We start from the raw sequence: 23,277 nt of genomic DNA, 5'->3' as shown, positions 1-23,277 counted from the left end.
ACATGCTTGAGTCGAGCCGGCATCGCCTCAGATGGCTCAGGGAATTCTTTCGGGAGTTTCTCGCGATCTCCAGGAGCCTGCTGGCAATCATCGTTCCGGTGCTGTTGCTGCTGAGGGTGCTGGAGGCGCTCGGCGCCGTCCGGCACATCGGGGATGCACTCGAACCGGCCATGCGCCTGGTCGGACTCCCGGCAGAGACCGGGTTCGCGCTGGCCTCCACCATGGTGACGAACATTTACGGCGGGCTCATCGTTCTTGCCAGCCTGCCGGACCTGACCCTCACTCACGCACAGGCGAGCACGCTTGGCGGCATGATGTTGCTGTGTCACGGGCTGATCCTCGAAGGTGCCATCGCGAAACGCATTGGCCTCTCGTTTTCCTTGCATCTGGCGCTGCGATGCGGCTGCGCGATGGTCTTCGGCCTCATCTGCCATGGGCTGTTCACCGCCTTCGACATCGGCACCGACCCATCAAGCCTCCAACTGCCGCAGGCGCCGGACGACATCGCCAGCGTCGATGCCTGGCTCTACTTTCAAGCCAGGAACCTTCTGCTCATCGAAGCCGTGATCTTCGTTCTGCTACTGCTCAAGCGCGCCCTGGAGGCCAGCGGACTTGACCGCGCACTGACCTGGGCGCTCAAGCCATTGCTCGGCCTTTTCGGCGTCAGCCAGCGCCTGAGCAGCGTCTTTGCCGTCGGCATCACCATGGGTCTTGCCTACGGCGGCGGCATGCTCCTTCAGGAGACCCGGCGAGAAGGACTGCACCCGCGAGATGTCAAAGTCTCGCTGTGCTTCGTCGCGCTCTTCCATGGCGTCATTGAGGACACGCTTGCCGTCATGCTGATCGGCGGAGATCTGTTGGCGTTCGTATTACTGAGGCTCGTCATCGCTGTCGCGGCGACGTTTATCCTGGCGCGTGTCTGGCGCGTCCCGGTCTGCGCGCCACCGCGCCCAGGGTGAAAAGCCCGGTGAGCAGGCTCAGCCAGGTGGCCGGTTCGGGCACCGGGGTGGGGATGCCGTTGGCACCGAGCACCGTCAATAGCTGTGCATCGGTCACGCTGCCCGCATCGGCCAGGTCGAGCCCGAGCAAGGCCGGTGGCAGATCCACCGCCGCCACCCGGAACCAGTCGAAGCTGGCGGTCAGATCGGGCGCACCGGACAGCACCGTCGAGTTGTGTTCGTAGGCCGAGACGCCACTGGCCGTGGGATAGTCGGCATAGGCGACGATGCCGAGCTGCAGCGTGTCGGGCAGATCGGTGCGGGAGTAGCGATCATGGATCTGCCAGTTGGCGCCTTCGGCCCGGTAGGCCGTGATGAAGGTATCTCCGATGCGCGCCAGTTGCAATTCGACGAGCCCGGAAGTGATCGGTTGCTGTGCCCACACCGAGTTGCTGTCGACCGTGGTCTTGGTTTCCACCTGGAAACTGGCCTCGTTGGCGCCACTGCCCGCCCCGGACAGGACGTAGTTTTCGCCCCCGGCCGTCCATTCGGTCGTCGGATCGGTGATCGGACGTGGCGCACGCGCCATGAGCCCGGCAATGGAAAACGGTGAGGCGGGCACTGCATTGCCATCGGCGGCATCCCGATCCCGGACCCACAGTGCGGTTGTGGCGATGAAGTCGCCGGTCACCGCCTGAAAGGCAAGCGCCCCCTTGCGATTGTTGTACCAGACGCTCGAATGCGGTGTGAGCGTCATCGCGCCGGTCTGGGTGGCACCGATATCCCAGGTGTCGAGCTGATCTGCGCCCCAGCCTTCCGTGATGTAGAGGCGAGACCACTGGCTCAATGTGGCGGCGTCGTTGAATTCGTCACCGAGGGTGCCGAGCGGCGTGGCGGCAATGGCAGGGCCGCTGACCAGCGCGATGGCAAAGCCGATGAGGGCGTCAGCGCGTAGGGATCGCATGGTTCATCCTTGGATCGGGGTTTGGCGCACACCGGCGGTTATGACACCGGCACACAAACCCTCAGCTTAGCCCCTCAGGGCGAAAAGTCACGCCACCGCGCGCAAACGCTTCACCGGATCATGGGGCGGACATCCATGCCCGGCGGGAACCCTTGAGCGATCCGGCAAGCACGAATGCGCAAGATCACCAACAGCCGACGCCATGACGGCCGCCGCCCATCTCCGTCCGCTCCTCTCCATCGGGCACACCGCATCGTTCAAAGATTCGCCAAGGATCGACAAGATGCGCGCCGCCGGCTTTCCCTAGATTGCAACTCGCCCGCTTCTCGCCATCTTTCGCGACCGCTATCCGGTACGACACGGCCCGGGACGTGGCGGGAACGGCCTCATGTACCCAACAAGAACGGAGACAAAACCATGAAGCCATACCGCCTGACGCGCATCGCCACTCTGGTGGCGATGCTTTCCACCGGCCCGGCTCACGCACTGGATGTGGATGCCGGCGACTACACGGCCCTGCCTGCCGGCACCAATCTCGCGCTGCTGTACTACCAGCATGCGAGTCGCGACGCGCTCTACCAGCACGGCAGACGTGCAGATCTGGACGCTGGCCTGACCTCGGATATCGGCATTTTCCGCGCCGTGCATTTCGCGGACGTCGCCGATCACCGGATCGACGTTCAGTTCCTGTTGCCGTTCGGAAGACTCGAGGGGAAAGACGATCTGGCCACCATGGGCACGGCCCACGGCATGGGCGACCTGATTCTGGCCAGCGCGGTGTGGCTGCTCAATTCGCCCGACACCGGCCGGTATTTCGGGATCACGCCCTACCTGTTCCTGCCCACCGGCAACTACGACAGGCACGACGCGCTCAATCTGGGCGAGAACCGCTGGAAGCTCGTGCTCCAGGCAGGCTACATCACGCCCCTGAGCAAGACCGTGACACTGGATGTGGTGGCCGACGCCACGCTGTTCGGCGACAACGACGATTTCGGCATCTCGGGCGCCACGCTGGAGCAGAAACCCCTCTATCAGTTCCAGACCTTCCTGCGCTACCACGTCAGTCCCCAATGGGATCTGCGTGCCGGGCTCTCCCACGCCTTCGGCGGCGAAACGAGCGTCGACGGCGTGAACCAGGACGATCGCACGCGCACCACCAAGGCCAACGTGGGAACCGCCTGGTTCGCCACACCGAGCGTCCAGGTGGTCTTCAATTACGGCCGCGACCTGTCCGTGGAGAACGGCTTGCGCGAAGACAACCGGGTCAATCTGAGACTGCTGAAAGTCTTCTGAGCGCGGCTTTTTCAGCAGCAACCGCCACATGAAGCGCCGGCGATCCCGTGACGGGTCGCCGGCGTTTTCTTGCCGCCCCTGGACAACCGGTCGCACGCCACCTCACCAGATCGTTCAAAACTTCGCCACGAAACGACAAGATGCGTCCCCCACCCCTTCCTTAAATTCCAATCACGGTCGACGCACCCCCGCGCCGGACCGCCACAACAAGGAAGGAGACAAAATGAGTACGCAACAGCTCCCCGTGAAGGGATGCGCCGGTCTGGACCTGCGCGGCGGCATCTATCTGGACGCGGTCGTCATCGGCGCCGGCGTCGCTGGCCTCTATCAGCTGCACCGCCTGCGCGACATGGGCATGTCGGTGCGTGCCTATGAAGCCGGCAGTGGCGTGGGCGGCACCTGGTACTGGAACCGCTACCCCGGCGCCCGCTTCGACTCCCAGGCAGAGATCTATCAGTACTGGTTTTCGGAAGAACTCTACAAATCGTGGCAGCCCTCGGAGCGCTTCCCCGCCCAGCCGGAAACCGAACGCTGGCTCAACCACGTGGCCGACACGCTCGACCTGAAGAAGGACATCCAGTTCAACACCCGCATCGCCTCGGCCCATTTCGACGAGGAAAACGAAGTCTGGCGCATCGAGACCACCGAGGGCGAGAAGATCGTCACCCAGTTCCTGATCGCCTGCTGCGGCATGCTCTCGGCGCCGCTGTCCGATCGCTTCGAAGGCCAGGCCAGCTTCAAGGGCCAGATCTACCACACAGCCCTGTGGCCCAAGGAACCGGTCGATCTGAAGGGCAAGCGGGTGGCGGTGATCGGCACCGGCGCCACCGGCATCCAGGTGATCCAGACCATCGCACCGGAAGTCGGCTCGATGAAGATCTTCGTGCGCACCCCGCAGTACATCATCCCCATGCGTAACCCCAAATACAGCAAGGCCGACTGGGATCAGTGGAGCTCGCGCTTCCATGAACTCAAGAAGCGCGTGCGCGAGACCTTCGCCGGTTTCGACTACGACTTCGACGCCGGCCCCTGGGAAGAGAAGACACCCGAAGAGCGCACCCAGGTGCTCGAGAGCCTGTGGGAAGACGGCTCCCTGTCCCTGTGGCTGGCCTCCTTCCCCGAGATGTTCTTCGACGAGGCGGTCAGCGAGGAAGTCTCCGAGTTCGTTCGCGGCAAGATGCGCGAGCGCCTCGGTAACGATCCCAAGCTGTGCGATCTGCTCATCCCGACCGACTACGGTTTCGGCACCCACCGCGTGCCGCTGGAGAACAAGTACCTCGAGGTGTATCTGCAACCCAACGTGGAAACGGTGGACTGCAAGAAGACCGCCATCACCCGCGTCGTGCCCGAGGGCATCGAAACCGCGGACGGCACCGTGCATGAAGTGGATGTGATCATCATGGCCGTGGGCTTCGATGCCGGCTCCGGCGCCCTGTCACGCATCGACATTCGCGGTCGCAACAATCGCTCGCTCAAGGACCAGTGGCAACAGGAGATCCGCACCTCCATGGGGCTTCAGGTGCACGGCTATCCCAACCTGTTCACCACCGGCGCACCGCTGGCTCCGTCCGCCGCCCTGTGCAACATGACCACCTGCCTGCAGCAACAGGTGGACTGGATCACCGGGTGCATCGACTACGCCCTCAAGCACGGCAATCAGGTGGTCGAAGCGACCGCCGAGTTCGAGGACGACTGGGTGCGCCACCACGACGAGACTGCCGCCAAGACCCTCGTGGTCAAGACCGACTCCTGGTACATGGGCTCCAACGTCGAAGGCAAGCCCCGTCGCCTGCTCTCCTACATCGGCGGTGTCGGCAACTACCACAAGCGCTGTGACGAACTGGCCCGCGACGGCTACCCCGGCTTCCAGATGCACTGAACGCAGGCCCGACAGGAGACACAACAATGAAACGACTCGAAAACAAGGTGGCGGTCATCACCGGCGGCAGCAACGGCTTCGGCGAGGCCACCAGCCTGCGCATGGCCGAACACGGTGCCGCCATCGGCATTCTCGACATGGACAGCAAGGGCGCCGAGCTGGCGCACCGGATCGAAGCCGGCGGCGGCCGGGCGATGTTCGTCCAGGTCGATGTCACCGACGAAGCGCAGGTGCGTGACGCGATGCAGGCGGTCGAGCAGCGCTTTGGCCGGCTCGACATTCTGGTCAACAACGCCGGCATCGAAGGCGAGAACACCCCCACCGATCAGCTCAGCCTGGCCGAGTGGAACCGCGTCATGAACGTGGATGCCACTTCCGTGTTCCTGTGCACCAAGCACGTGATTCCGGCCATGCGCCGGGCCGGTGGCGGTTCGGTGGTGAACATTTCGTCCATCTACGGGCTCGTCGGCGGGGGCGACATTCCGCCCTACCACGCCGCCAAGGGGGCGGTGCGGCTGATGACCAAGAACGATGCGCTCATCTATGCTCCGGACAAGATCCGCTTCAACTCCATCCACCCGGGCTTCGTGTTCACCGCCCTGGTCAAGCGCTACGCCAACAACGCGGGCATGGAGCTGGACAAGGCCAAAGCCGCCCTTGATGCCCTGCACCCGCTGCACGGCACGGGCGATCCGGACGACATCGCCTGGGGTGCGGTCTATCTCGCCTCGGACGAGGCACGCTGGATCACCGGCTCGGAACTGGTGATCGACGGCGGATACACCGCGCGCTGAGCGCACACGCCCCGGCGCCGGCCGGGGCACCCCACAGAGGAGACCTTGCCATGAACAACTACTACACGCAGGACAACCACGGCCCCTTCGAGCTGATCGACATCGGCCGTCTCGAGCTGGAAGAAGGCGGTGTCATCGAGCACTGCCAGCTGGCCGTGGCCATGCACGGCACACTCAACGAGGCGCGCGACAACGTCATTCTGGTGCCCACCTGGTACTCGGGCACCAGCAAGATCATGGGCGATGCCTACATCGGCGAAGGCCGGGCGCTGGACCCGTCACGCTACTGCATCATCGTGGTCAATCAGATCGGCAACGGTCTGTCCACGTCGCCCAGCAATGCGCCGGCGCCCATCGCGGGGCCGGATTTTCCGCGTGTGCGCATCGGTGACGACGTGCGCGCCCAGCACCGCTTGCTGACCGAGCACTTCGGTGTCGAAAAACTGCAACTCGTGGTCGGCGGCTCCATGGGTGCACAGCAGACCTACGAGTGGGCGGTGCGTTTTCCGCAGATGGTGCTGCGTGCGGCGCCAATCGCCGGCACGGCGAAAAACACCGAGCACGACTTCCTGTACGCCGAGACCCTGATCGAGGCCATCGTCACCGACCCGGGATTCAGCAACGGGCGCTACCGGACACCGGCCGACGTGGCCGCCGGCCTGAAGCGCCATGCCAAGCTGTGGACGGTCATGGGCTGGAGCACCGAGTTCTTCCGCGCCGGCCGCCATCGGGTGCTCGGCTTTGCCGACATGGGCGCGTTCGTGGACGAGTTCATGACCGGCTACTTCGGCCCCATGGACCCGAACAACCTGCTGTGCATGGCGTGGAAATGGCAACGCGGCGACGTCAGCCGGCACACCGACGGCAGTCTGGCCGAAGCCCTGAGCCGCATCACGGCCCGGACGTTTGTCATGCCGATCAGCCATGACATGTTCTTTCCGCCCAACGACTGCCTGGCCGAACAGCAACTCATCGCCAACAGCGAGTTTCATCCATTGAGCAGCATCGACGGCCATCTGGCGCTGTTCGGTACCGATGCAAACATGATGACCGAACTCGACCGGAATCTCTCGGCGTTGTTGTCCCGACCGGTGTCGTGACGACGTCCCCCGCTGCCGGCGCCGCCTGATCCAGCAACGCCGGCGGTGATCTTCGTGGAGAGTTGGCCGGGTGCCCGGAACGGCACCCGGCCTTTTTTCGTCTATGCGCCTGAGCGCCCCGCGCTGCGGCGCATCTGCGCCGGCGTCATGCCCTGTCGCGCGCGCAGGGCCCGCGTCAGGTGCGCCTGATCGGAAAAGCCGCAATCGGCCGCAATCTCCTTGATGGCCCGCTGACTGCTGGTGAGGAGCCGGGTGGCGCGCTCGAGCCGACGACGGATCACGTATTCGTAGGGGGACACCCCCGCGCTTTCCCGAAAATGCTTGGTGAAGGTCCACACCCCAAGGCCCGCGATCAACGCCATGCGTTCAATGGTGACCCCTTCATGCAGATGGGTGTCGATGAATTCATCAAGCCGACGCATGACCGACGGAGACAGAAGCCCCGCAGCCGCCTCGCCACGAAAACTCACCTCGGCGTACTCACGAATCAGATGCACTGCCAGCTGAATCGACAAGGCTTCGGCATACAAGGCACCACCCACACCCTGATGTTTCGCCTCGGTGGTGATCGCATCGGTGATCTGCGTGACCACCGGATCCTGGGCCTGCAGCACATCATGCAGGCGCACTTCGGCCACATCACGCTCGACAATATCGGTCGCGACCCGCGACATGAGCGCCTCGGACAGGTAGGTGTGCCCCACATCGATGCACTGGGTCCAGTGCCAGTGGGAATTGGCCGACCGGGTCAGCAACGAGAAATCGCCCGGGGTGCAGGTCTTGCGCGTCCAGCGCCCGTCAACCCAGCGATCCATCGGCGTGTCGCCGCCCCGGTAGCGAACGATCATGAAGCAGTCCATGGCGGGGATGGGAACATCCAGCCCGGTATAGAGATAGGCCCGGTGCGCCACGTCTTTCCAGCCTTGTCCATCACTGGCGGAAAGCACGCGTCCGGGCACCCAGGTGGGCAAGTCTCGTGGGGTGATCAGTGTCGCCATGCCTGATGCCTCCTGTTCGCTGGCGATGCCGACACAACGTGTCGGCAAGCCCGGTCGGGTGCCGCCCCGGACCGCGCCTCGTGTGGAAAACGCCTGCGTCTCGACCCAGCGAATATAAAAAACGGCTTATGGTTTTATCGAGGAATTATATGCCAACCCTACCCGCTTCGCTTGGTCTGCGGCGGGCAAGCACTCAACCCCGCCAGACGCTCTCGATGGCAGCCATCGCAGCCTTGATCGGCGCCTCGGTCCGTCGGTCGGCCCGGCAGACCAGACCCAGCTCGGCTTCCACCGACACGCTATCGGCAATCACGACACCCTCCGCATGCGCCGCGCGCAGCGCGAGGCTGTCACGGGCCAGCGCAAGGGCCACGCCCGAGCGGACCAGATCGAGCATGGAGGGTTCAAGATCCACCCGCGCCACCACGTGCGGGCGCACGCCCTCCGCAGCAAACACGGATGACAGCAGGCGGTGGTGCACCGAATCCGGCGGCGTTTCGATCCATGGCAGCGCCGCCAGCTCGCGCCAGCCCTTGCCCCGCACCTGCCCGGCCCAGCCCGGCGGTGCGACCACCCGGTAACTGAAGTCGGTCAGCTCGACCACGTGAAAACGCCCGGTCAGGTCCGGAAAGCCCGGCGGCCCCAGGGTGTAGGCCACATCGAGTTCACCCTGCTCCACTAGGCGCGTCACCGTGCCCGACATGCCGTGCGTCAGTTCGAAGGAGAGCGTGGGATGGCGCTCGGCCAGCGCACTCAGAAAGGCACCGAGACGAAGGAACTCGGGGTCGACGATGGTGCCCAGACGCAAACGACCGCTGATCGTATCCTTTAGCCCCGCTGCCGCCGCACGGAATTCCGCCACGCCCCCCAGCGCCCGCTCGGCCACCGGCAGCAGACGCTGACCGGCTTCGGTGAGACGCATGCCGCGCGGGGTGCGCTCGAAGAGCGTGAGCTCGAGCCCGGTCTGCAGCTTCTTGATCTGCAGGCTGAGCGCCGGCTGGGTCACGAACAGGCGCTCGGCGGCACGGGTGAGATTGCCTTCCCTTGCCACCGTGACGAAGGCGCTGAGCAGTTGGATATCCATCTTCAATGACCGCTGAAAACGAACCACCGTTATAAGCACTGCAAATAACGGAATCAAGCAGAAGTCATTGGACGCCTTGCCGAATCAGGGCTTCAATACGCTCACAGACCTAAATGAACTCACGAGCGGGAGAGACATCCATGAGCTTCACTTACATCAACGCCCCCGACACCCTCACCCACTGGATCGACGGCAAGCCGGTCGAAGCCACGGGCGGCGAGTCGAAGCCGGTGTTCGACCCGGCGCTGGGCGAAGTGGCCCGGCAGGTGGGTCTGGCCTCGGTCGAGGACGTGAACGCCGCCGTGACCAGCGCGGTGCAGGCCCAGGTCGCCTGGGGCGAGCTGGCACCGCAGCGCCGCGCCCGCGTGATGTTCAAGATGAAGGAGTTGGTGGAGCGTCATTCGAAAGACCTCGCCCGCCTGATCACCCGCGAGCATGGCAAGACCTTTCCGGATGCGCAGGGCGAAGTGCAGCGCGGGCTGGAAGTGATCGAGTTCGCCTGCGGCATCCCCCAACTGCTCAAGGGCCAGTATTCGGACAACGTGGGCGGGGGCATCGCCAACTGGTCGCAGCGCCACCCGTTGGGCGTCACCGCCGGCATCACGCCGTTCAACTTTCCCTTCATGGTGCCCATGTGGATGGCACCGGTGAGCATCGCCTGTGGCAACGCCTTCATCCTCAAGCCCTCCGAGCGCGACCCGTCGCCCTCGCTGCTGACCGCCGAACTGTTCCAGGACGCAGGCCTGCCCGATGGCGTGTTCAACGTGGTGCAGGGCGACAAGCTGGCGGTGGACACCCTGCTCGCCCACCCGGACGTGCAGGCGGTGAGCTTCGTGGGCTCCACCCCGATCGCCAGATACATCTACGAGACGGCGGCCCACCACGGCAAGCGTGCCCAGGCCCTGGGCGGCGCCAAGAACCACATGGTGGTGATGCCCGATGCCGATCTGGACCAGGCGGCCGACGCCCTCATTGGCGCTGCGTACGGCTCGGCCGGCGAGCGCTGCATGGCGATCTCGGTGGCGGTGGCCGTGGGCCACATCGCCGACGAGCTGATCGACAAGGTGCAGACCCGCGCCGCCGCGCTCAACATCAACGACGGGGAAGCCGAGGGCGCCGACATGGGCCCCATCGTCACCGCCGAGGCCAAGGCCCGCATCGAGGGCTACATCGACACCGGCGTGAACGAAGGCGCCACCCTGGTGATGGACGGGCGCGGCCTGACCGTGCCCGGTCGCGAGAACGGCTTCTTCACCGGCGCCACCCTGTTCGACCACGTGAAGCCGGGCATGAAGATCTACGAAGAGGAAATCTTCGGACCGGTGCTGTGCGTGGTGCGCGTGGACACCTTCGCCGAGGCGGTGGCGCTGATCAACAACCACGCCTTCGGCAACGGCGTGGCCTGCTACACGCGCGACGGGCGTACCGCGCAGGAGTTTTCCAACCGCATCCGCATCGGCATGGTGGGCATCAACGTGCCCATCCCGGTGCCCATGGCCTGGCACTCCTTCGGCGGCTGGAAGGCCAGCCTGTTCGGCGACCACCACGCCTACGGCGAAGAGGGCGTGCGCTTCTACACCCGCTACAAGAGCATCATGCAGCGCTGGCCGGACAGCGGCTCGAAAGGGCCCGAGTTCGTCATGCCGGTGAACTGACCCGCCCCACCATCGCCTGAACATCGCAAGGCTGACCACGGCGTCCGACACGCATCGGAGGCCGGGTCGCGACCCTGAGGAGGGAGAGACACCATGAAAGACTTCGGCGAATACGACTACATCATCGCGGGTGCGGGCGCCGCTGGCTGCGTGCTGGCCAACCGGCTCTCGGCCGACCCGGACGTGAAGGTCCTGCTGCTCGAAGCCGGCAATGACGAGCAATGGATCTGGACGAAGATCCCCGTCGGCTACCTGTACTGCATCAACAACCCGCGCACCGACTGGTGCTACAAGACCGAACCCGAGCCCGGCCTGAACGGGCGCAGCATCATCTACGCCCGCGGCAAGGGCCTGGGCGGCAGCACGCTCATCAACGCCATGCTCTACCTGCGCGGCCAGCAGCGCGACTACGACGAGTGGGCCGCGCTCACCGGCGACAGTGCCTGGGCCTGGCAGAACGTGCTGCCCGAGTTCAAGAAAGTGGAAAGCCACCACAAGGGCGGTTGCGACTTCCATGGCAAGGACGGTGAATGGCGCGTCGAGCAGCAGCGCCTGCGCTGGGACATTCTCGACCGTTTTGCCGAGGCCACCGTGCAGGCCGGCATTCCGGCCACCCCCGACTTCAACCGCGGCAGCAACCTGGGCGTGAGCCAGTTCGAGGTCAACCAGAAGAAGGGCACCCGCTGGAGCGCGGTGCGCGGCTTCCTCGACCCGGTGCGCCATCGCCCCAACCTCACCATCGTCACCGCCGCCCTGTCGGACAGGCTGATCATGGACGGCAAACGGGTCACCGGCATCGAGTTCCAGCAGCACGGGCAATCGTGCATGGCCAAGGCCCGCGTGGAAGTTGTGCTGGCCGCCGGCTCCATCGGCTCACCGGGCATCCTTCAGCGCTCGGGCATTGGTGACCCGGTCTTCCTGCAGTCACTCGGCATCCCGGTCGCGCACGCCCTGCCGGGTGTCGGGCAGAACCTGCAGGATCATTTGCAGCTGCGCAGCATCTACAAGGTCGATGGCATCCACACCCTCAACCAGCAGGCCAACAGCATCCTGGGCAAGATCAAGATGGGGCTGGAATACGCGCTTTTCAAACGCGGGCCACTGACCATGGCACCCAGCCAGCTCGGGCTGTTTGCCTGCTCGGACGAGACGGTGGGGACGCCCGATCTGGAGTACCACGTGCAGCCCCTGTCACTCGACAAGTTCGGCGACCCGCTGCACAAGTTCCCGGCCTTTACCGCCAGTGTGTGCGACCTGCGGCCGCAATCACGCGGGCACATCAGCATACGTGATCGCGACCCGAACACCGCGCCGAGGATCGCGCCCAACTACCTGTCGCACAAGGCCGACCGGGTAAAGGCCGCCAAGGCCATCCGTCTGACCCGGCGCATTGCCAGCCAGGCCGCGCTGGCGCCCTATCACCCCGAGGAATATCTGCCGGGTCCCGGCTTCGAGAGCGACGAAGAACTGGCGGTGGCCGCCGGCAATATCGGCACCACCATCTTCCACCCGGTGGGCACCTGCAAGATGGGTCGGAACGACGACGCCAAGGCGGTGACCGACAGCCGCCTGCGGGTGCGTGGTCTGGAAGGATTGCGCGTGGTCGACGCCTCGATCATGCCGACCATCACCTCGGGCAACACCAGCTCACCCACCATCATGATCGCCAGCCGTGGCGCACAGATGATTCGCGAAGACCGGCGCGTGCCCGCCTGAGTCGTGCATCTGATTGCCGTACCTCGGCCACCAGGCCCACCCAGCGGATGAGGAAGACGATGGCAATACCAGAGAAGGCACGTGTGCCCGGCGAGGCATCAGGACAAGCAGCCTTGCGTGATGCCAGTCTGGAGGGTGTGCCCGGCCGCAGCCGGGCGCCATCACAGCAAGTTCAAGCCGGTTGAACGCGCGGTGTTGGCTTCGTGCCTCAGGCAGTCCAATGTTCGATCCGGCCAACGAAATCGTCGATATCGAAAGGCTTGGACAGGTAGTCGTCCATACCGGCGGCAAGACACCGCTTTCGGTCACTGGGGAAGGCGTTGGCCGTGGCCGCCATGATGGGGGTATGCCCCTGGCCGTTGCGCTGTTCGAACTCGCGCAAGTGGCTCACCACTTCGTAGCCATCCATGATGGGCAGCTGAAGATCGACGATCACCAGATGGTAGTGCCCGGCTTCGAACTTGCGCACGCCGTCGCGGCCATTGCTGGCCACATCCACCTCGAAGGGCAGATCCACCAGAGACTCGAGCACCAACGCCTTGTTGATCTCGTTGTCTTCGATGAGAAGAATGCGTTTGGGCTCGATCATGGGAAGGCCAGAAGGGGAAACGCCAGCGATAGCGAAACGCTACCGAATCCTTCACAGGATGGATGTGAAGTATTACCAGACTACCCTTGCATCATACACAAACCCGTCGCAACCCGACTCAGCGCGGGCGCGTGAGCACCAACAGGCTTGTGCCCATGCCCATGAACACTGCGCCCGTCACCCGCTGAAAACGCCGCTGGCAGGCCGGCTCCGACAGCCGGCGACGCACACGCTGCGCCAGGCCGCCGTATGCCATGAGACAGGTGAAAGAGCAGCACATCATGGTGCCGGTCATGATCAGGAACTGCGGCCCGAGCGGGTGCCCCGCGTCCAGAAACACCGGAAACAGTGCGGTGAAGAACAGCAGCGCCTTGGGGTTGGTCAGCGCCACCAGCGCGCCCTCTCGCCAGAAGTGCCAGGGCCGCTCCGCCGCGTCGCTCTTGAGCGGCTCGACGCGCAGGCCCAGCGCGGGCTTGCGCCACTGCTTGACGCCCAGCCAGATCAGATAGGCCGCGCCGAGCAGCTTGATCGCGGTGAACGCGAGGGACGACGCCTTCAGCAAGGCGCCCAGCCCGAAAACGGACACGCTGGCGACGCACATCAGCCCCGTGACATTCCCCAGCGACGACCACAGCACACGACGAACCCCGCCAGCCACACCATTGGTGATCGCCAGCAGGATGGCTGGCCCCGGGCTCACCGCCGCGACCAGCGCCGTCACGCAAAACAGCAGCCAGACCTCGATCGCCATGCCACGCTCCTAAGCCTTATCGAGCGATCATCGTAGCGCTTGCGTGGGCTCACCGACCGACACGCCCGACGCGCCCACGCCGACGAATTGTCCGCTATCCTCCGCCCCATGAATCAAACACGCATACCGGCCGCGTGGATGCGCGGCGGCACCAGCAAAGGCCTGTTCCTGCTGACCTCCGATCTGCCTCGTGACCCGGCGACGCGCGACGCGCTACTGCTTCGAGCCATGGGCAGCCCGGACCCGTACGGCAAACAGATCGATGGCCTGGGCGGCGCCAGCTCCAGTACCAGCAAGGTGATTCTCGTCGCCCCTGCCGAGCGCGACGACGCAGACGTGGCCTACTGGTTCGGCCAGGTGCCCGTCAACGGCACCACCATCGACTGGTCGGGCAACTGCGGCAATCTCACTGCAGCCGTGGCGCCCTTCGCCATCCATCGCGGCTTGGTGAAGGCACCGGAGCGCGGCGAAGCCAGCGTTCGGCTGTGGCAAGGCAACCTGGGCAAACGCATTATTGCCCGCGTGCCGGTCGTCGACGGGCACCCCTTGGAGCACGGCGACTTCCAGCTGGATGGCGTGGCCTTTCCCAACGCACCGATCACGCTCACCTTCGTTGATCCGGGCGGTGCGGACGACGGGCGCATGCTGCCCACCGGCAATGTCATCGACACCCTGGTGCTGCCCGATGGCACCGAGGTCACCGCCTCGCTCGTCAATGCCGGCAACCCGATGATCTTCGTCGCCGCCACGGCCTTAGGCATCGACTGCACGGCTTCACAGACGGAACTCAACAGCGGCCCTGAACGGCTCGCGCGCTGCGAGCAGATCCGTCTGGCCGGCGCGGTCGCCATGGGGCTGGCGAGCACGATCGAAGAGGCCGCCGCTCGACAGCACACGCCCAAGCTGGCCTTCATGGCACCGAGTGCCGGCTTTGTGGCCGCCGACGGCCGTCGCTTTGCCGCAGGGGATGTGGATGTCTGTACCCGGGTGCTTTCCATGGGCGTCTTCCATCACGCCATCCCGGGCACGGCGGCCATTGCCATCGCCGCCGCAGCCGGCCTGCCCGGGGCCATCGTGGCCCGGCAACTGGCCACCGACCCGGCCGGCCCGCTGCGCATCGGCCACCCCTCCGGCCGGACGGAGGTGGCGGCGTCTGTGATCGAGGAAAACGGCCGGCGCATCCTCGAATCCGCCACCATGCGGCGCAGTGCCCGCACGCTGATGGACGGCTGGGTGTGCGTACCGGCCGCATGATTCGGCTTTGACGCGGCAAGGCGCACGTCTATGCTGCATTCAGCGGAACCCATGCCCGGCACTCATAGTCCATACGGGCACCCACGACGAGGAGCCCGACATGCAAGACACCGCCGATTTCGACAGCCTGGTCCCTGCGGCCCGGCTTACCCGCCGAAGTTTCATCGTGACCGCCACGGCCGCCGGCTTTGCGCTGGCCACCCAGCCCATCCACGCGCAGACGGTCATCAAGACCGATGACACCGACCTGGAGACGGGCAACGCGACCGTCGACACGGGCTCGGGCGCGCTGCCGGTCTACTTCGCCAAACCGGCTGGCGGAAAAGATCTCAAGACCGTGCTCGTGGTGCAGGAAATCTTCGGCGTCCACGAGCACATCCGCGACGTTTGCCGCCGCATCGCCAAACTCGACTATCTTGCCATCGCCCCCGAGCTGTATTTCCGCCAGGGTGACCCGGGCAAGTACGACAACGTGGGTGATCTGCTCGCCGGGCTGGTGTCGAAGGTGCCCGACGCCCAGGTCATGAGCGACCTGGACAAGACCGCCGAGTGGGCCGTCTCGCAGGGCGGCAACCCCGCGCACCTGGGCATCACCGGTTTTTGCTGGGGCGGTCGCATCACCTGGCTGTACGCCGCGCACAACCCCAAACTCAAGGCTGGCGTCGCCTGGTATGGACGACTCGACGGCGTACCCTCGGAGCTGAACCCGAAGCATCCGCTCGATATCGTCAAGGAACTGAGCGCACCGGTCCTCGGGCTCTATGGCGCCCAGGACCAGGGCATTCCGGTCGATGACGTGAAATACATGCAGGGGGAACTCGAAAGCGCCGGCAAGCCTCATGAGATCGTCATCTACCCGGACGCCGGACATGCGTTCAATGCCGACTATCGCCCGAGCTATCGCGAAGGCCCGGCCAAGGACGGCTGGCAACGCCTCACCGACTGGTTCGCCAAATACCTCTGACGGCCTCACCGACCGCGACGCCCGAATGTAATTGTCATTCTGGCGTCGCGAACAATCCGGTACGGTGAACGTTCCCCGATTCGGAGCGAACCCATGAACACGCACGAGAAGATCAATTACATCGAACTGCCGTCACGCGATCTGGCCGCCACCAAGACCTTTTACTCGAACGTGTTCGGCTGGGCATTCACCGACTACGGCCCGGAGTACGCCGCCTTCGACCACGCGGGCCTCGACGGTGGTTTCTACCAGGCAGACATGCACGCCAGCACTGCCAACGGCAGTGCGCTGGTGGTGATCTACAGCAAGAACCTGGAACAGACGCAAGCCAAGGTGGAAAGTGCCGGCGGCGTGATCGTGAAGCCGATCTTCAGCTTTCCGGGCGGACGGCGTTTTCACTTCACCGACCCGACGGGCAATGAACTGGCGGTGTGGTCGGATCCGGTGTGAGCTTCGTGCTGCTAGCGCGCATCGCCTCATCTTGCATGTTCGTTGCGAGCTGAAGACGCCATCCCGTTCTGTTCCGTTTAAGGTTTCGCCCTGAAGGGCGACCTACTTTCTTGGCGCGCAAGAAAGTAGGCAAAGAGACGCATCCCGCTTTTCGTGGCCCTTCGGGCTGCCCTCGCTGTCCGAATGCCCGGCAGGCGCTTTCGCCAACTCGCCCTGCGGGCTCAGACAGCGAAACCGCTTTTTCTGCCGGTCGTTCGGACGACTCGGCACGACAGAGGGATTGGGGGCGTGCCGGCCTGACGTTCCTTTCCAGCTTGGACGGGTGATCCCGGTGTCGCTGCGCTCGGCCCGGGCTACGGCCCCACCAGAACGGCACGTCCGGAGTGCCCTCGGTCGCGCCAATCGCCAAGCGCCGGGGGCGGAGAAACGGGCTTCGCTGTCTGAGCCCGCAGGGCGAGTTGGCGAAGCACGCCGCCCACGGTGATTGACGATTGGGCATCGCCGCAAGGCGACGCGAGCGCGGGCTGTGCTTCTTTGCTTACTTTCTTGCACAAGCAAGAAAGTAAGGCGCCCGCCGGGGCGAAACCCGGCCAATGGCGGTTCGTGCCTGAACGACCTCACGCATGAGTTCAGTGTTGAGTCGGGGCACCGTTCCAATCTTGTTATGCCGCTGGTTTCGCCCTTAAGGGCGACCTACTTTCTTGGCGCGCAAGAAAGTAGGCAAAGAGACGCATCCCGCTTTTCGTGGCCCTTCGGGCTCCCCTCGCTGCCCGAACGCCCGGCAGGCGGTTTCGCCAACTCGCCCCTGCGGGGCTCAGACAGCGAAACCGCTTTTTCTGCCGGTCATCCGGGCGACTCGGCACGACAGAGGGATTGGGGCGTGCCGGGCTGAAGCTTCTTTCTGATGTGGACGGATGATTCCGGCATCGCTTCACTCGGCCGGGCGACAGGCCTCACCAGAGTGGCACGTCCGGGTCGCCCTCGATCGCGCCGATCGCCAAGCCCCGGAGGCGGAAACACGGGCTTCGCTGTCTGAGCCCGCAGGGCGAGTTGGCGAAGCACGCCGCCAGCGGGGCTTGGCGATTGGGTATCGCCGCAGGCGACGCGACCGTGGGCTGTGCTTCTTTGCTTACTTTCTTGCACAAGCAAGAAAGTGAGGCGCCCGCCGGGGCGAGTCCCGGCCAATGGCCTTCGATTCCTGCAGCGCCTTACGCATCGAATCACAACTGATTCGAAACACCATTCCAATCTTGCTTCGCTGTTGGTTCCGGCCTGAAGGGCTGCTCGCCTTCACGCCCCGCCTACGCTTCCCGCGGCGGCAACTCCCTCAACAAGCGCGCAGCAACAAGACCATTCACCGTCCCGAACACGACCGCCGCCAGGGCGAACACCGGCACCAGATAGAACACCCCCTCATGCGGTACCAGCCACAGCCGCGCCACGATGAGTTGTCCGGCAAAGTGCCCGAAGGCCGCCAGCACGCTCTGGCTCACCGGTCCGAACCAGCGCTTGGGCAGGTGCATGGCCGCGCCCAGCACGGCAAGACTCACGAGCGCGCCAGACAGACTGAGAAAGAAGCCGGGTGCCAGGAAGAAGCCCAACAGCAGACTGGCCGCGATCACCCGCAGCAACACTACCCACACCGCTTCTTTCCAGCCCCAGCGGGCCAGTACCACCAAAGTGATGATGTTGCCCAGCCCCGGCTTCACGCCAGGCAGCGGCATCGGGATCGCTGCCTCGGCCACCGACAGCACGATGGCGGCGGCTGCATAGCGGGCAATCCGCTGGTCTTCGGCCGTGATCGGCAGGTCAATAGTTGAGCGTGTCATAGGCGGGCGAGTCGCCGATCAGGTGGAGGCTGACTTCGTTGGGCGCACAGATGGCCACGGCGCCGGCCTGGTTGAGCCAGCCCTGGCGGACGCAGTATTGTCGGGGGCCCGGATCACTCTTGACACGGGCACGCCCCGGCGCCACTTCGACCCGCGTTTCTCCGAGGGGCCCCTTGACGGTCACCTCGCCCGGGCGGTCGATGGGCAATCGGGCCACCACCTCACCGTGCGCGCGCACCTCGGCCCAGCGCGCAGCCCCGCCTTGCCACAGCATCCAGGCCGAAGCGCCGGCCGACACCAGCCCCAGTATGACGACCAGCCCGTCCCCCGGGCGAAGCTCGCCCAGCCATTCACGCCAGTGGAGGGTCATGTGTCCCGCGCAAGCGGGTGCCCGTCACGGGCACGACGGGCACTCGAGCGGTGACGCACCATCACGCTCACGGTACTGCTGAAGTGCTCGGCCAGACGCTCGGCAAAATAGACCGAGCGATGCTGCCCCCCGGTGCAGCCGATGGCCACGGTGAGGTAGCTGCGGTTGTCCCGGATATAGGCCGGTAGCCATTTGGCCACGAAATTACGGATGTCATCGAGCATGCGCTCGACCTCGGGCAGCTTTTCGAGGAACTCGATCACCGGTGCGTCCTTGCCGGTCAGCGGCCGCAGGTTGGGGTCGTAATGCGGATTGGGCAGGCAGCGCACATCGAAGACCAGATCGGCATCCACCGGAATGCCGTACTTGAAGCCGAAGGACTGGAACAGCAGCGTCAGCCCCTGCGATTCGTCCATCTGCATGAAGTCCTTCACCCAGGCGCGGAGGGTGTTGGCCTGCAGGTCGCTGGTGTCCATGCGATGGCCGAGATGCGAAATCGGCTCGAGCAGATCACGCTCACGCTGGATGGATTCGCCCAGGGTGAGCTTGTCGTCGCCCAGCGGATGACGGCGCCGCGTTTCGGAGAAGCGCTGGATCAGGGTGTCGTCCCGCGCATCGAGAAAGATGAAGCGCAAGTCGTCGACCATGTTGCCGAGACGCTCGATCTCGCCGGGCAGGGCGGAAATGGACGCACCGGCACGCACATCGATGGCCACCGCCACCTTCTGATAGCCGGCACCGCGCAAGGTGCTGATGAGCTGGGGCAGCAAGGTGGCCGGTAAATTGTCGACCACGTAGAAGGAGGCATCCTCCAGCACATTCAGGGCAATGGACTTGCCGGAGCCGGACAAGCCGCTGATGAGGACAATCTGCATGGGATTACTCGTGAGTCGATGACTTGAGTGTATCCATAACCGAGCCTCATTTCACCCGTGCGACGAACGGCCGGAATATTAGGGTAAAGCATGATTGTTCGTTCGAAAGTGGTATGGAATCGTGACAGCTTCCCGTTTCGCACTCGCGTTCGATTCGGGATTCGCGCGGCGTGCTTCAGGGGATTGATCGCGCCGAACGCCAAGCGGGAACCACAAAAATCCGGTACCGGAGGAGACAACTGTGACGTACGAAAGCAAAGACAAGACGCAGTCCGGCAACACCCCGAATCGACGCAACTTCCTCAAGAAGACCGCCATCGCCGGCGGGGCCGCCATTGTGGGCGCGCCTTTCATCGGCAATGCCGAGGCGGCCAAGGGCAAGACCTGGAAGGTGCAGTCCACCTGGGATGCGGGCACCACGGGCTACGCCCTCTTTGAAGCCTGGTGCAACGGCTTCAAGGAAGCCTCGGGCGGCGAGCTATCGATCACGCCCTTCGGCGCCAAGGCCGTGGCGGCCGACAACAACGCCCTGTTCGAGTCGGTGCGCACCGGCGTGCTCGACGGCATGAACCCTTTCACACTGTACTGGGCCGGCAAGATGCCGGCCTCGGTGTTTCTGTCCTCCTACCCGGTCGGCCCTGATCAGCCCGCTCAGTGGGACACCATGTTCTATGGCCTCGGTCTGCTCGAACTCACCCGAAAGATATATGCCAAGTTCGGGCTGGTTTATGTCGGCCCGATCCAGCATGATGCCAACATCATTCACTCCAAGAAGCCGGTGCAGAGCGTGGCCGACTTCCAGGGCCTCAAGCTGCGCGTGCCGGGCGGCATGGTCTCCGAAGTGTTCCAGGCCTTCGGCGCCTCGACCGTGAGCCTGCCGGGTTCCGACATCTTCCCGGCGCTCGAGAAAGGCACCATCGACGCGGCCGACTACGTGGGCCCGGCGGTGAACTGGGATCTGGGTTTCGCTCAGGTCACCAAATACATCCTCTTCGGCCCTCCGGGCCTGATGTCGGTCTATCAGCCGGTGGACCTGATGGACCTGACCGTGAACATGCGCGCCTGGAAGGGCCTGTCCCCGCAGATGCAGAAGCTGGTGGAAGACCGGGTCAAGACCTACTCGCTCGACCACTACGTATCGATCCAGAAGCGCAACGTCGAGGCCCTCAAGAAGTTCGAGGAAGCCGGCAGCGTGGTCAACCGCATGAGTCAGGCCGATCTGGACGCCTTCCGCAAGGCGGCCATCCCCATCTGGTTCAAGTGGGCCAAGAAGGATGCCGACGCTACGGCGGTGTTCAAGCTGCAGCTCGACTACATGATGAACCCCATCATGGGCTATGTGGACGCGGCCGACATCAAGGGCCAGAGCCTCTAAGACAAAGCAACCGCCTCAGCCGCTTCGGCGGCCAGCACGACACCGGCCTGCGCGTCGGTGTCCGGTGTCGTGCGGCCCGAGGCTGGCCGACGCGCAAGGAACATCAGAATGAACAGCGAACCCGATTTCGGTTTCGTGCTGCCCCACATGGTCTATTGGGGCTGGCTCGCGATCATGCCGATCATCTTCATCTTCCTCACCCGGCGGGAAGAGAAGCGAAACCCCCAGACGCCCACGCCGGATGAAGAACTGGCCGCCAACCTGCTCGCCGAGGAAGACCCGGCCCTGCACGTGGAAAACGGCTTCACCCGCATCATCGACGCGATCAGCAAATGGTCCGGCATCTTCGTGTCCTTCTGGACCGTGAACGCCGTATGCGCCTACTTCTATGAAGTGGTCATGCGCTACATCTTCAACCAGCCCACCATCTGGGTGCATGAGTCCTGCTTCCTGCTCTTCGGCATGCAGTACCTGCTCGCCGGCGCCTACACCCTGCTCACGGGCGGGCATGTGCGGGTGGACGTCATGTACATCAAGCTGCCCCCGCGCGGCCGTGTGGGCATGGACATCTTCACCTCGCTGTTCTTCTTCATCTTCACCATTGCACTGCTGGGCACCTCGTGGGGCTTCTTCGTGGACTCTTACAACATGAACGAAACCACCGTGGAAACCTGGGGCATTGAATACTGGCCGATCAAGGGCATGATGGTGCTGGGCGCCGTGCTGCTGCTGCTCGCCGGCATTTCCAAACTGGTGAAGGACATGATCCTGTTCCACCAGATGTGCCGGGAGGGACGCTCATGAGCGCCGCCAATGCCGCAAACGGGCCCACCGCCGTGGGGCGCCTGGGCACCATCCTCATGTACGTGGCCACGCTCGGGGTGCTGTTCGTCTTTGCCGTCGAACTGATCAACGTGCTGTTCTACGACCCCTACGCCGACGAGCACTTCCTGTTCACCACCGCCGGCATGCTGCAGGACGTGGACATCAAGGAGCTGACCTACATCATGTTCGGCTCCCTGCTCGTCATGCTCATGATGGGGCTGCCGCTGGCCTTCGTGACCGGGGGGCTCGGGGTGGTGTTCATCTACCTCATCGGCGGGCAGGTGATGGTCAACATCATCCCCTCGCGCATCTTCCCGATGATGACCAATTCGGATCTGGCGGCCATCCCGCTGTTCATCTTCATGGCCTCCATGCTCGAACGGGCGGGGCTCATCGAAGAGATGTTCGACGTCATCTACCAGTGGATGGGCGGCCTGCGCGGCGGCCTGGCCGCGGCCACCATCATCGCCTCGACCATTCTCGCCGCCATGGTGGGCGTGATCGGTGCGGCCGTGGTGACCATGGGCATCATCGCCCTGCCGGCCATGCTCAAACGCAACTACGACCCGCAGATCGCCATCGGCTCGATCATGGCCGGCGGGACGCTGGGCATTCTCATTCCACCGTCGATTCTCGCCATCCTCTATGCGGTGGTGGCGCAGCAGTCAGTCGGTGAGCTCTACCTCGGTTCGCTGGTGCCGGGTCTCATGCTCTCGGGCATGTATGTGGCCTACGTGCTCATCCGCACCTGGCTCAACCCGGAAAAGGGCCCGGCCGTGCCGGTGGAGGAGCGCATCAGCCTGGGTGCCAAGTTCAAGCTGCTGCTCAAGCTCATCGCCCCGCTCATCCTCGTGGTGCTGGTGCTCGGCCTGCTGTTCGCGGGCATCGCCACCCCGGTGGAAGCGGCCGGCATCGGCTCCTTCGGCGCCATCATCGTGGCCATCATGCACGGGCGCTTCAACCTGGTCGCCCTGCGCGAAGCCTCGGTCAGCACCGTGAAAGCCTCGGCCATGGTGCTATGGATCATCTTCGGCGCCTCCATCTTCGTGGGCTTCTACATCCTCCAGGGGGGGCAGGCCTTCATCAACGACGCCATCCTCGGCACGGGTCTGTCGCCCTACGGCATCCTGTTCCTGATGATGGTGCTGCTGGTGATCCTGGGCATGTTCCTGGATTGGGTCGGCATCCTGCTGCTGGCCGTCCCCATCTTCGTGCCCATCATCAAGTCGCTCACTTTCGACGGCCTGTTCGGCATGCCGCCGGTACCGGGCGACAAGGTGGCCCTGTGGTTCGGGGTGATCTATCTGGTGAACATGCAGATGAGCTTTCTGAGCCCACCCTTCGGCTACGCGCTGTTCTACATCCGCGGCGTGGCGCCCGATTCCATCAGCATGGCGACCATCTTCAAGTCGTCCCTGGTGTTCCTCGCCCTGCAGGCGCTCGGGCTGCTGCTGTGCATCCTGATTCCGGGCATCGTCACCTGGCTGCCGTCACTGGTGTATGGATGATGCACTGACACGGTAGCACCAGAAGAACGGCGGCCTGCGGGCCGCCGTTCTTCTGGTGCTACCGGG

Annotated in this window: 21 protein-coding genes; 13 read left to right on the top strand and 8 right to left on the bottom strand. The window is 64.4% G+C overall.

Annotated features, from left to right (window positions below; all coding sequences use genetic code 11):
* Window positions 1-2 precede the first annotated feature (2 nt).
* Window positions 3-959 carry a nucleoside recognition domain-containing protein gene (locus J0W34_RS02870; RefSeq protein ID WP_230970614.1) on the top strand — a complete coding sequence of 319 codons (957 nt, stop codon included), beginning with the start codon at window positions 3-5 and terminating at the stop codon, window positions 957-959.
* Here J0W34_RS02870 and J0W34_RS02865 read toward each other — a convergent pair.
* Window positions 904-1,902, bottom strand: a complete 999-nt coding sequence (locus tag J0W34_RS02865) for a PEP-CTERM sorting domain-containing protein (RefSeq protein WP_230970613.1) — start codon at window positions 1,900-1,902, stop codon at window positions 904-906. The genes J0W34_RS02870 and J0W34_RS02865 overlap by 56 nt on opposite strands.
* A 417-nt stretch (window positions 1,903-2,319) precedes the next feature.
* Here J0W34_RS02865 and J0W34_RS02860 point away from each other — a divergent pair, with 417 nt between their 5' ends.
* The 4 genes from J0W34_RS02860 (at window position 2,320) to J0W34_RS02845 (ending at window position 6,968) form a co-directional block, all read left to right on the top strand.
* Window positions 2,320-3,195: a transporter gene (locus tag J0W34_RS02860; protein ID WP_230970612.1), complete on the top strand. Its 876-nt coding sequence runs from the start codon at window positions 2,320-2,322 to the stop codon at window positions 3,193-3,195.
* A gap of 223 nt (window positions 3,196-3,418) precedes the next feature.
* On the top strand, window positions 3,419-5,074 hold the full coding sequence (locus J0W34_RS02855) for a flavin-containing monooxygenase (protein WP_230970611.1): 1,656 nt from the start codon (window positions 3,419-3,421) through the stop codon (window positions 5,072-5,074).
* Between the two features lie 26 nt (window positions 5,075-5,100).
* Window positions 5,101-5,868 carry an SDR family NAD(P)-dependent oxidoreductase gene (locus J0W34_RS02850; protein ID WP_230970610.1) on the top strand — a complete coding sequence of 256 codons (768 nt, stop codon included), beginning with the start codon at window positions 5,101-5,103 and terminating at the stop codon, window positions 5,866-5,868.
* 50 nt (window positions 5,869-5,918) lie between these two features.
* Window positions 5,919-6,968 carry an alpha/beta fold hydrolase gene (locus J0W34_RS02845; protein ID WP_230970609.1) on the top strand — a complete coding sequence of 350 codons (1,050 nt, stop codon included), beginning with the start codon at window positions 5,919-5,921 and terminating at the stop codon, window positions 6,966-6,968.
* Window positions 6,969-7,069: 101 nt separating this feature from the next.
* Here the strand turns inward: J0W34_RS02845 and J0W34_RS02840 are convergent, their stop codons facing one another.
* A complete protein-coding gene (locus J0W34_RS02840; protein WP_230970608.1) occupies window positions 7,070-7,966 on the bottom strand; it encodes a helix-turn-helix domain-containing protein in 897 nt (298 codons plus the stop codon).
* Window positions 7,967-8,159: 193 nt separating this feature from the next.
* Window positions 8,160-9,050, bottom strand: coding sequence for a LysR family transcriptional regulator (locus tag J0W34_RS02835; protein WP_227815509.1), 891 nt, complete (start codon window positions 9,048-9,050; stop codon window positions 8,160-8,162).
* 140 nt (window positions 9,051-9,190) lie between these two features.
* Between J0W34_RS02835 and J0W34_RS02830 the strand changes: the two genes are divergently transcribed.
* Both J0W34_RS02830 and J0W34_RS02825 read left to right on the top strand, forming a co-directional pair.
* Complete coding sequence (locus J0W34_RS02830) at window positions 9,191-10,705, top strand: CoA-acylating methylmalonate-semialdehyde dehydrogenase (RefSeq protein ID WP_230970607.1); 1,515 nt, start codon at window positions 9,191-9,193, stop codon at window positions 10,703-10,705.
* Between the two features lie 93 nt (window positions 10,706-10,798).
* On the top strand, window positions 10,799-12,421 hold the full coding sequence (locus J0W34_RS02825; protein WP_230970606.1) for a GMC family oxidoreductase: 1,623 nt from the start codon (window positions 10,799-10,801) through the stop codon (window positions 12,419-12,421).
* Between the two features lie 208 nt (window positions 12,422-12,629).
* On the opposite strand, the gene J0W34_RS02820 is transcribed toward J0W34_RS02825, so the two are convergent.
* Window positions 12,630-13,010 carry a response regulator gene (locus tag J0W34_RS02820; RefSeq protein WP_227815506.1) on the bottom strand — a complete coding sequence of 127 codons (381 nt, stop codon included), beginning with the start codon at window positions 13,008-13,010 and terminating at the stop codon, window positions 12,630-12,632.
* A 118-nt stretch (window positions 13,011-13,128) separates the two neighbouring features.
* On the bottom strand, window positions 13,129-13,761 hold the full coding sequence (locus tag J0W34_RS02815) for a LysE family translocator (protein WP_230970605.1): 633 nt from the start codon (window positions 13,759-13,761) through the stop codon (window positions 13,129-13,131).
* A gap of 108 nt (window positions 13,762-13,869) precedes the next feature.
* On the opposite strand from J0W34_RS02815, the gene prpF reads away from it, so the two are divergent.
* From prpF to J0W34_RS02800, 3 genes are all read left to right on the top strand, one after another.
* On the top strand, window positions 13,870-15,015 hold the full coding sequence (gene prpF / locus J0W34_RS02810; protein ID WP_230970604.1) for a 2-methylaconitate cis-trans isomerase PrpF: 1,146 nt from the start codon (window positions 13,870-13,872) through the stop codon (window positions 15,013-15,015).
* Window positions 15,016-15,115: 100 nt separating this feature from the next.
* The gene (locus J0W34_RS02805) at window positions 15,116-15,979 is read left to right on the top strand and encodes a dienelactone hydrolase family protein (protein WP_230970603.1); all 864 of its coding nucleotides are present in this window, start codon (window positions 15,116-15,118) and stop codon (window positions 15,977-15,979) included.
* A 93-nt stretch (window positions 15,980-16,072) separates the two neighbouring features.
* Window positions 16,073-16,429, top strand: a complete 357-nt coding sequence (locus tag J0W34_RS02800) for a VOC family protein (RefSeq protein WP_227815502.1) — start codon at window positions 16,073-16,075, stop codon at window positions 16,427-16,429.
* A 1,301-nt stretch (window positions 16,430-17,730) separates the two neighbouring features.
* Here the strand turns inward: J0W34_RS02800 and J0W34_RS02795 are convergent.
* From J0W34_RS02795 to rapZ, 3 genes are read right to left on the bottom strand one after another with little or no spacing between them, the layout of a single operon-like run.
* Entirely contained in the window at window positions 17,731-18,258 is a 528-nt protein-coding gene (locus J0W34_RS02795; protein WP_230970602.1) for a Gx transporter family protein, read from the bottom strand.
* Window positions 18,239-18,628: a NusG domain II-containing protein gene (locus J0W34_RS02790; protein ID WP_227815500.1), complete on the bottom strand. Its 390-nt coding sequence runs from the start codon at window positions 18,626-18,628 to the stop codon at window positions 18,239-18,241. Before J0W34_RS02790 ends, J0W34_RS02795 begins: the two co-directional genes overlap by 20 nt.
* On the bottom strand, window positions 18,625-19,503 hold the full coding sequence (rapZ, locus tag J0W34_RS02785) for an RNase adapter RapZ (RefSeq protein WP_227815499.1): 879 nt from the start codon (window positions 19,501-19,503) through the stop codon (window positions 18,625-18,627). Before rapZ ends, J0W34_RS02790 begins: the two co-directional genes overlap by 4 nt.
* Window positions 19,504-19,744: 241 nt before the next feature.
* Between rapZ and dctP the strand changes: the two genes are divergently transcribed.
* From dctP to J0W34_RS02770, 3 genes are all read left to right on the top strand, one after another.
* Window positions 19,745-20,878 (top strand): TRAP transporter substrate-binding protein DctP, encoded by a 1,134-nt coding sequence (dctP, locus tag J0W34_RS02780; protein ID WP_227815498.1) that lies wholly within the window; start codon window positions 19,745-19,747, stop codon window positions 20,876-20,878.
* A gap of 108 nt (window positions 20,879-20,986) precedes the next feature.
* On the top strand, window positions 20,987-21,682 hold the full coding sequence (locus J0W34_RS02775; protein ID WP_227815497.1) for a TRAP transporter small permease subunit: 696 nt from the start codon (window positions 20,987-20,989) through the stop codon (window positions 21,680-21,682).
* Window positions 21,679-23,211, top strand: a complete 1,533-nt coding sequence (locus tag J0W34_RS02770) for a TRAP transporter large permease (protein ID WP_230970601.1) — start codon at window positions 21,679-21,681, stop codon at window positions 23,209-23,211. The genes J0W34_RS02775 and J0W34_RS02770 overlap by 4 nt, the downstream gene beginning before the upstream one ends.
* Window positions 23,212-23,277: the final 66 nt, after the last annotated feature.

The sequence above is a fragment of the Nitrogeniibacter aestuarii genome (assembly GCF_017309585.1).
In the GTDB taxonomy this organism is placed as follows: domain Bacteria; phylum Pseudomonadota; class Gammaproteobacteria; order Burkholderiales; family Rhodocyclaceae; genus Nitrogeniibacter; species Nitrogeniibacter aestuarii.
This window is presented reverse-complemented; position numbering and strand designations above follow the sequence as displayed.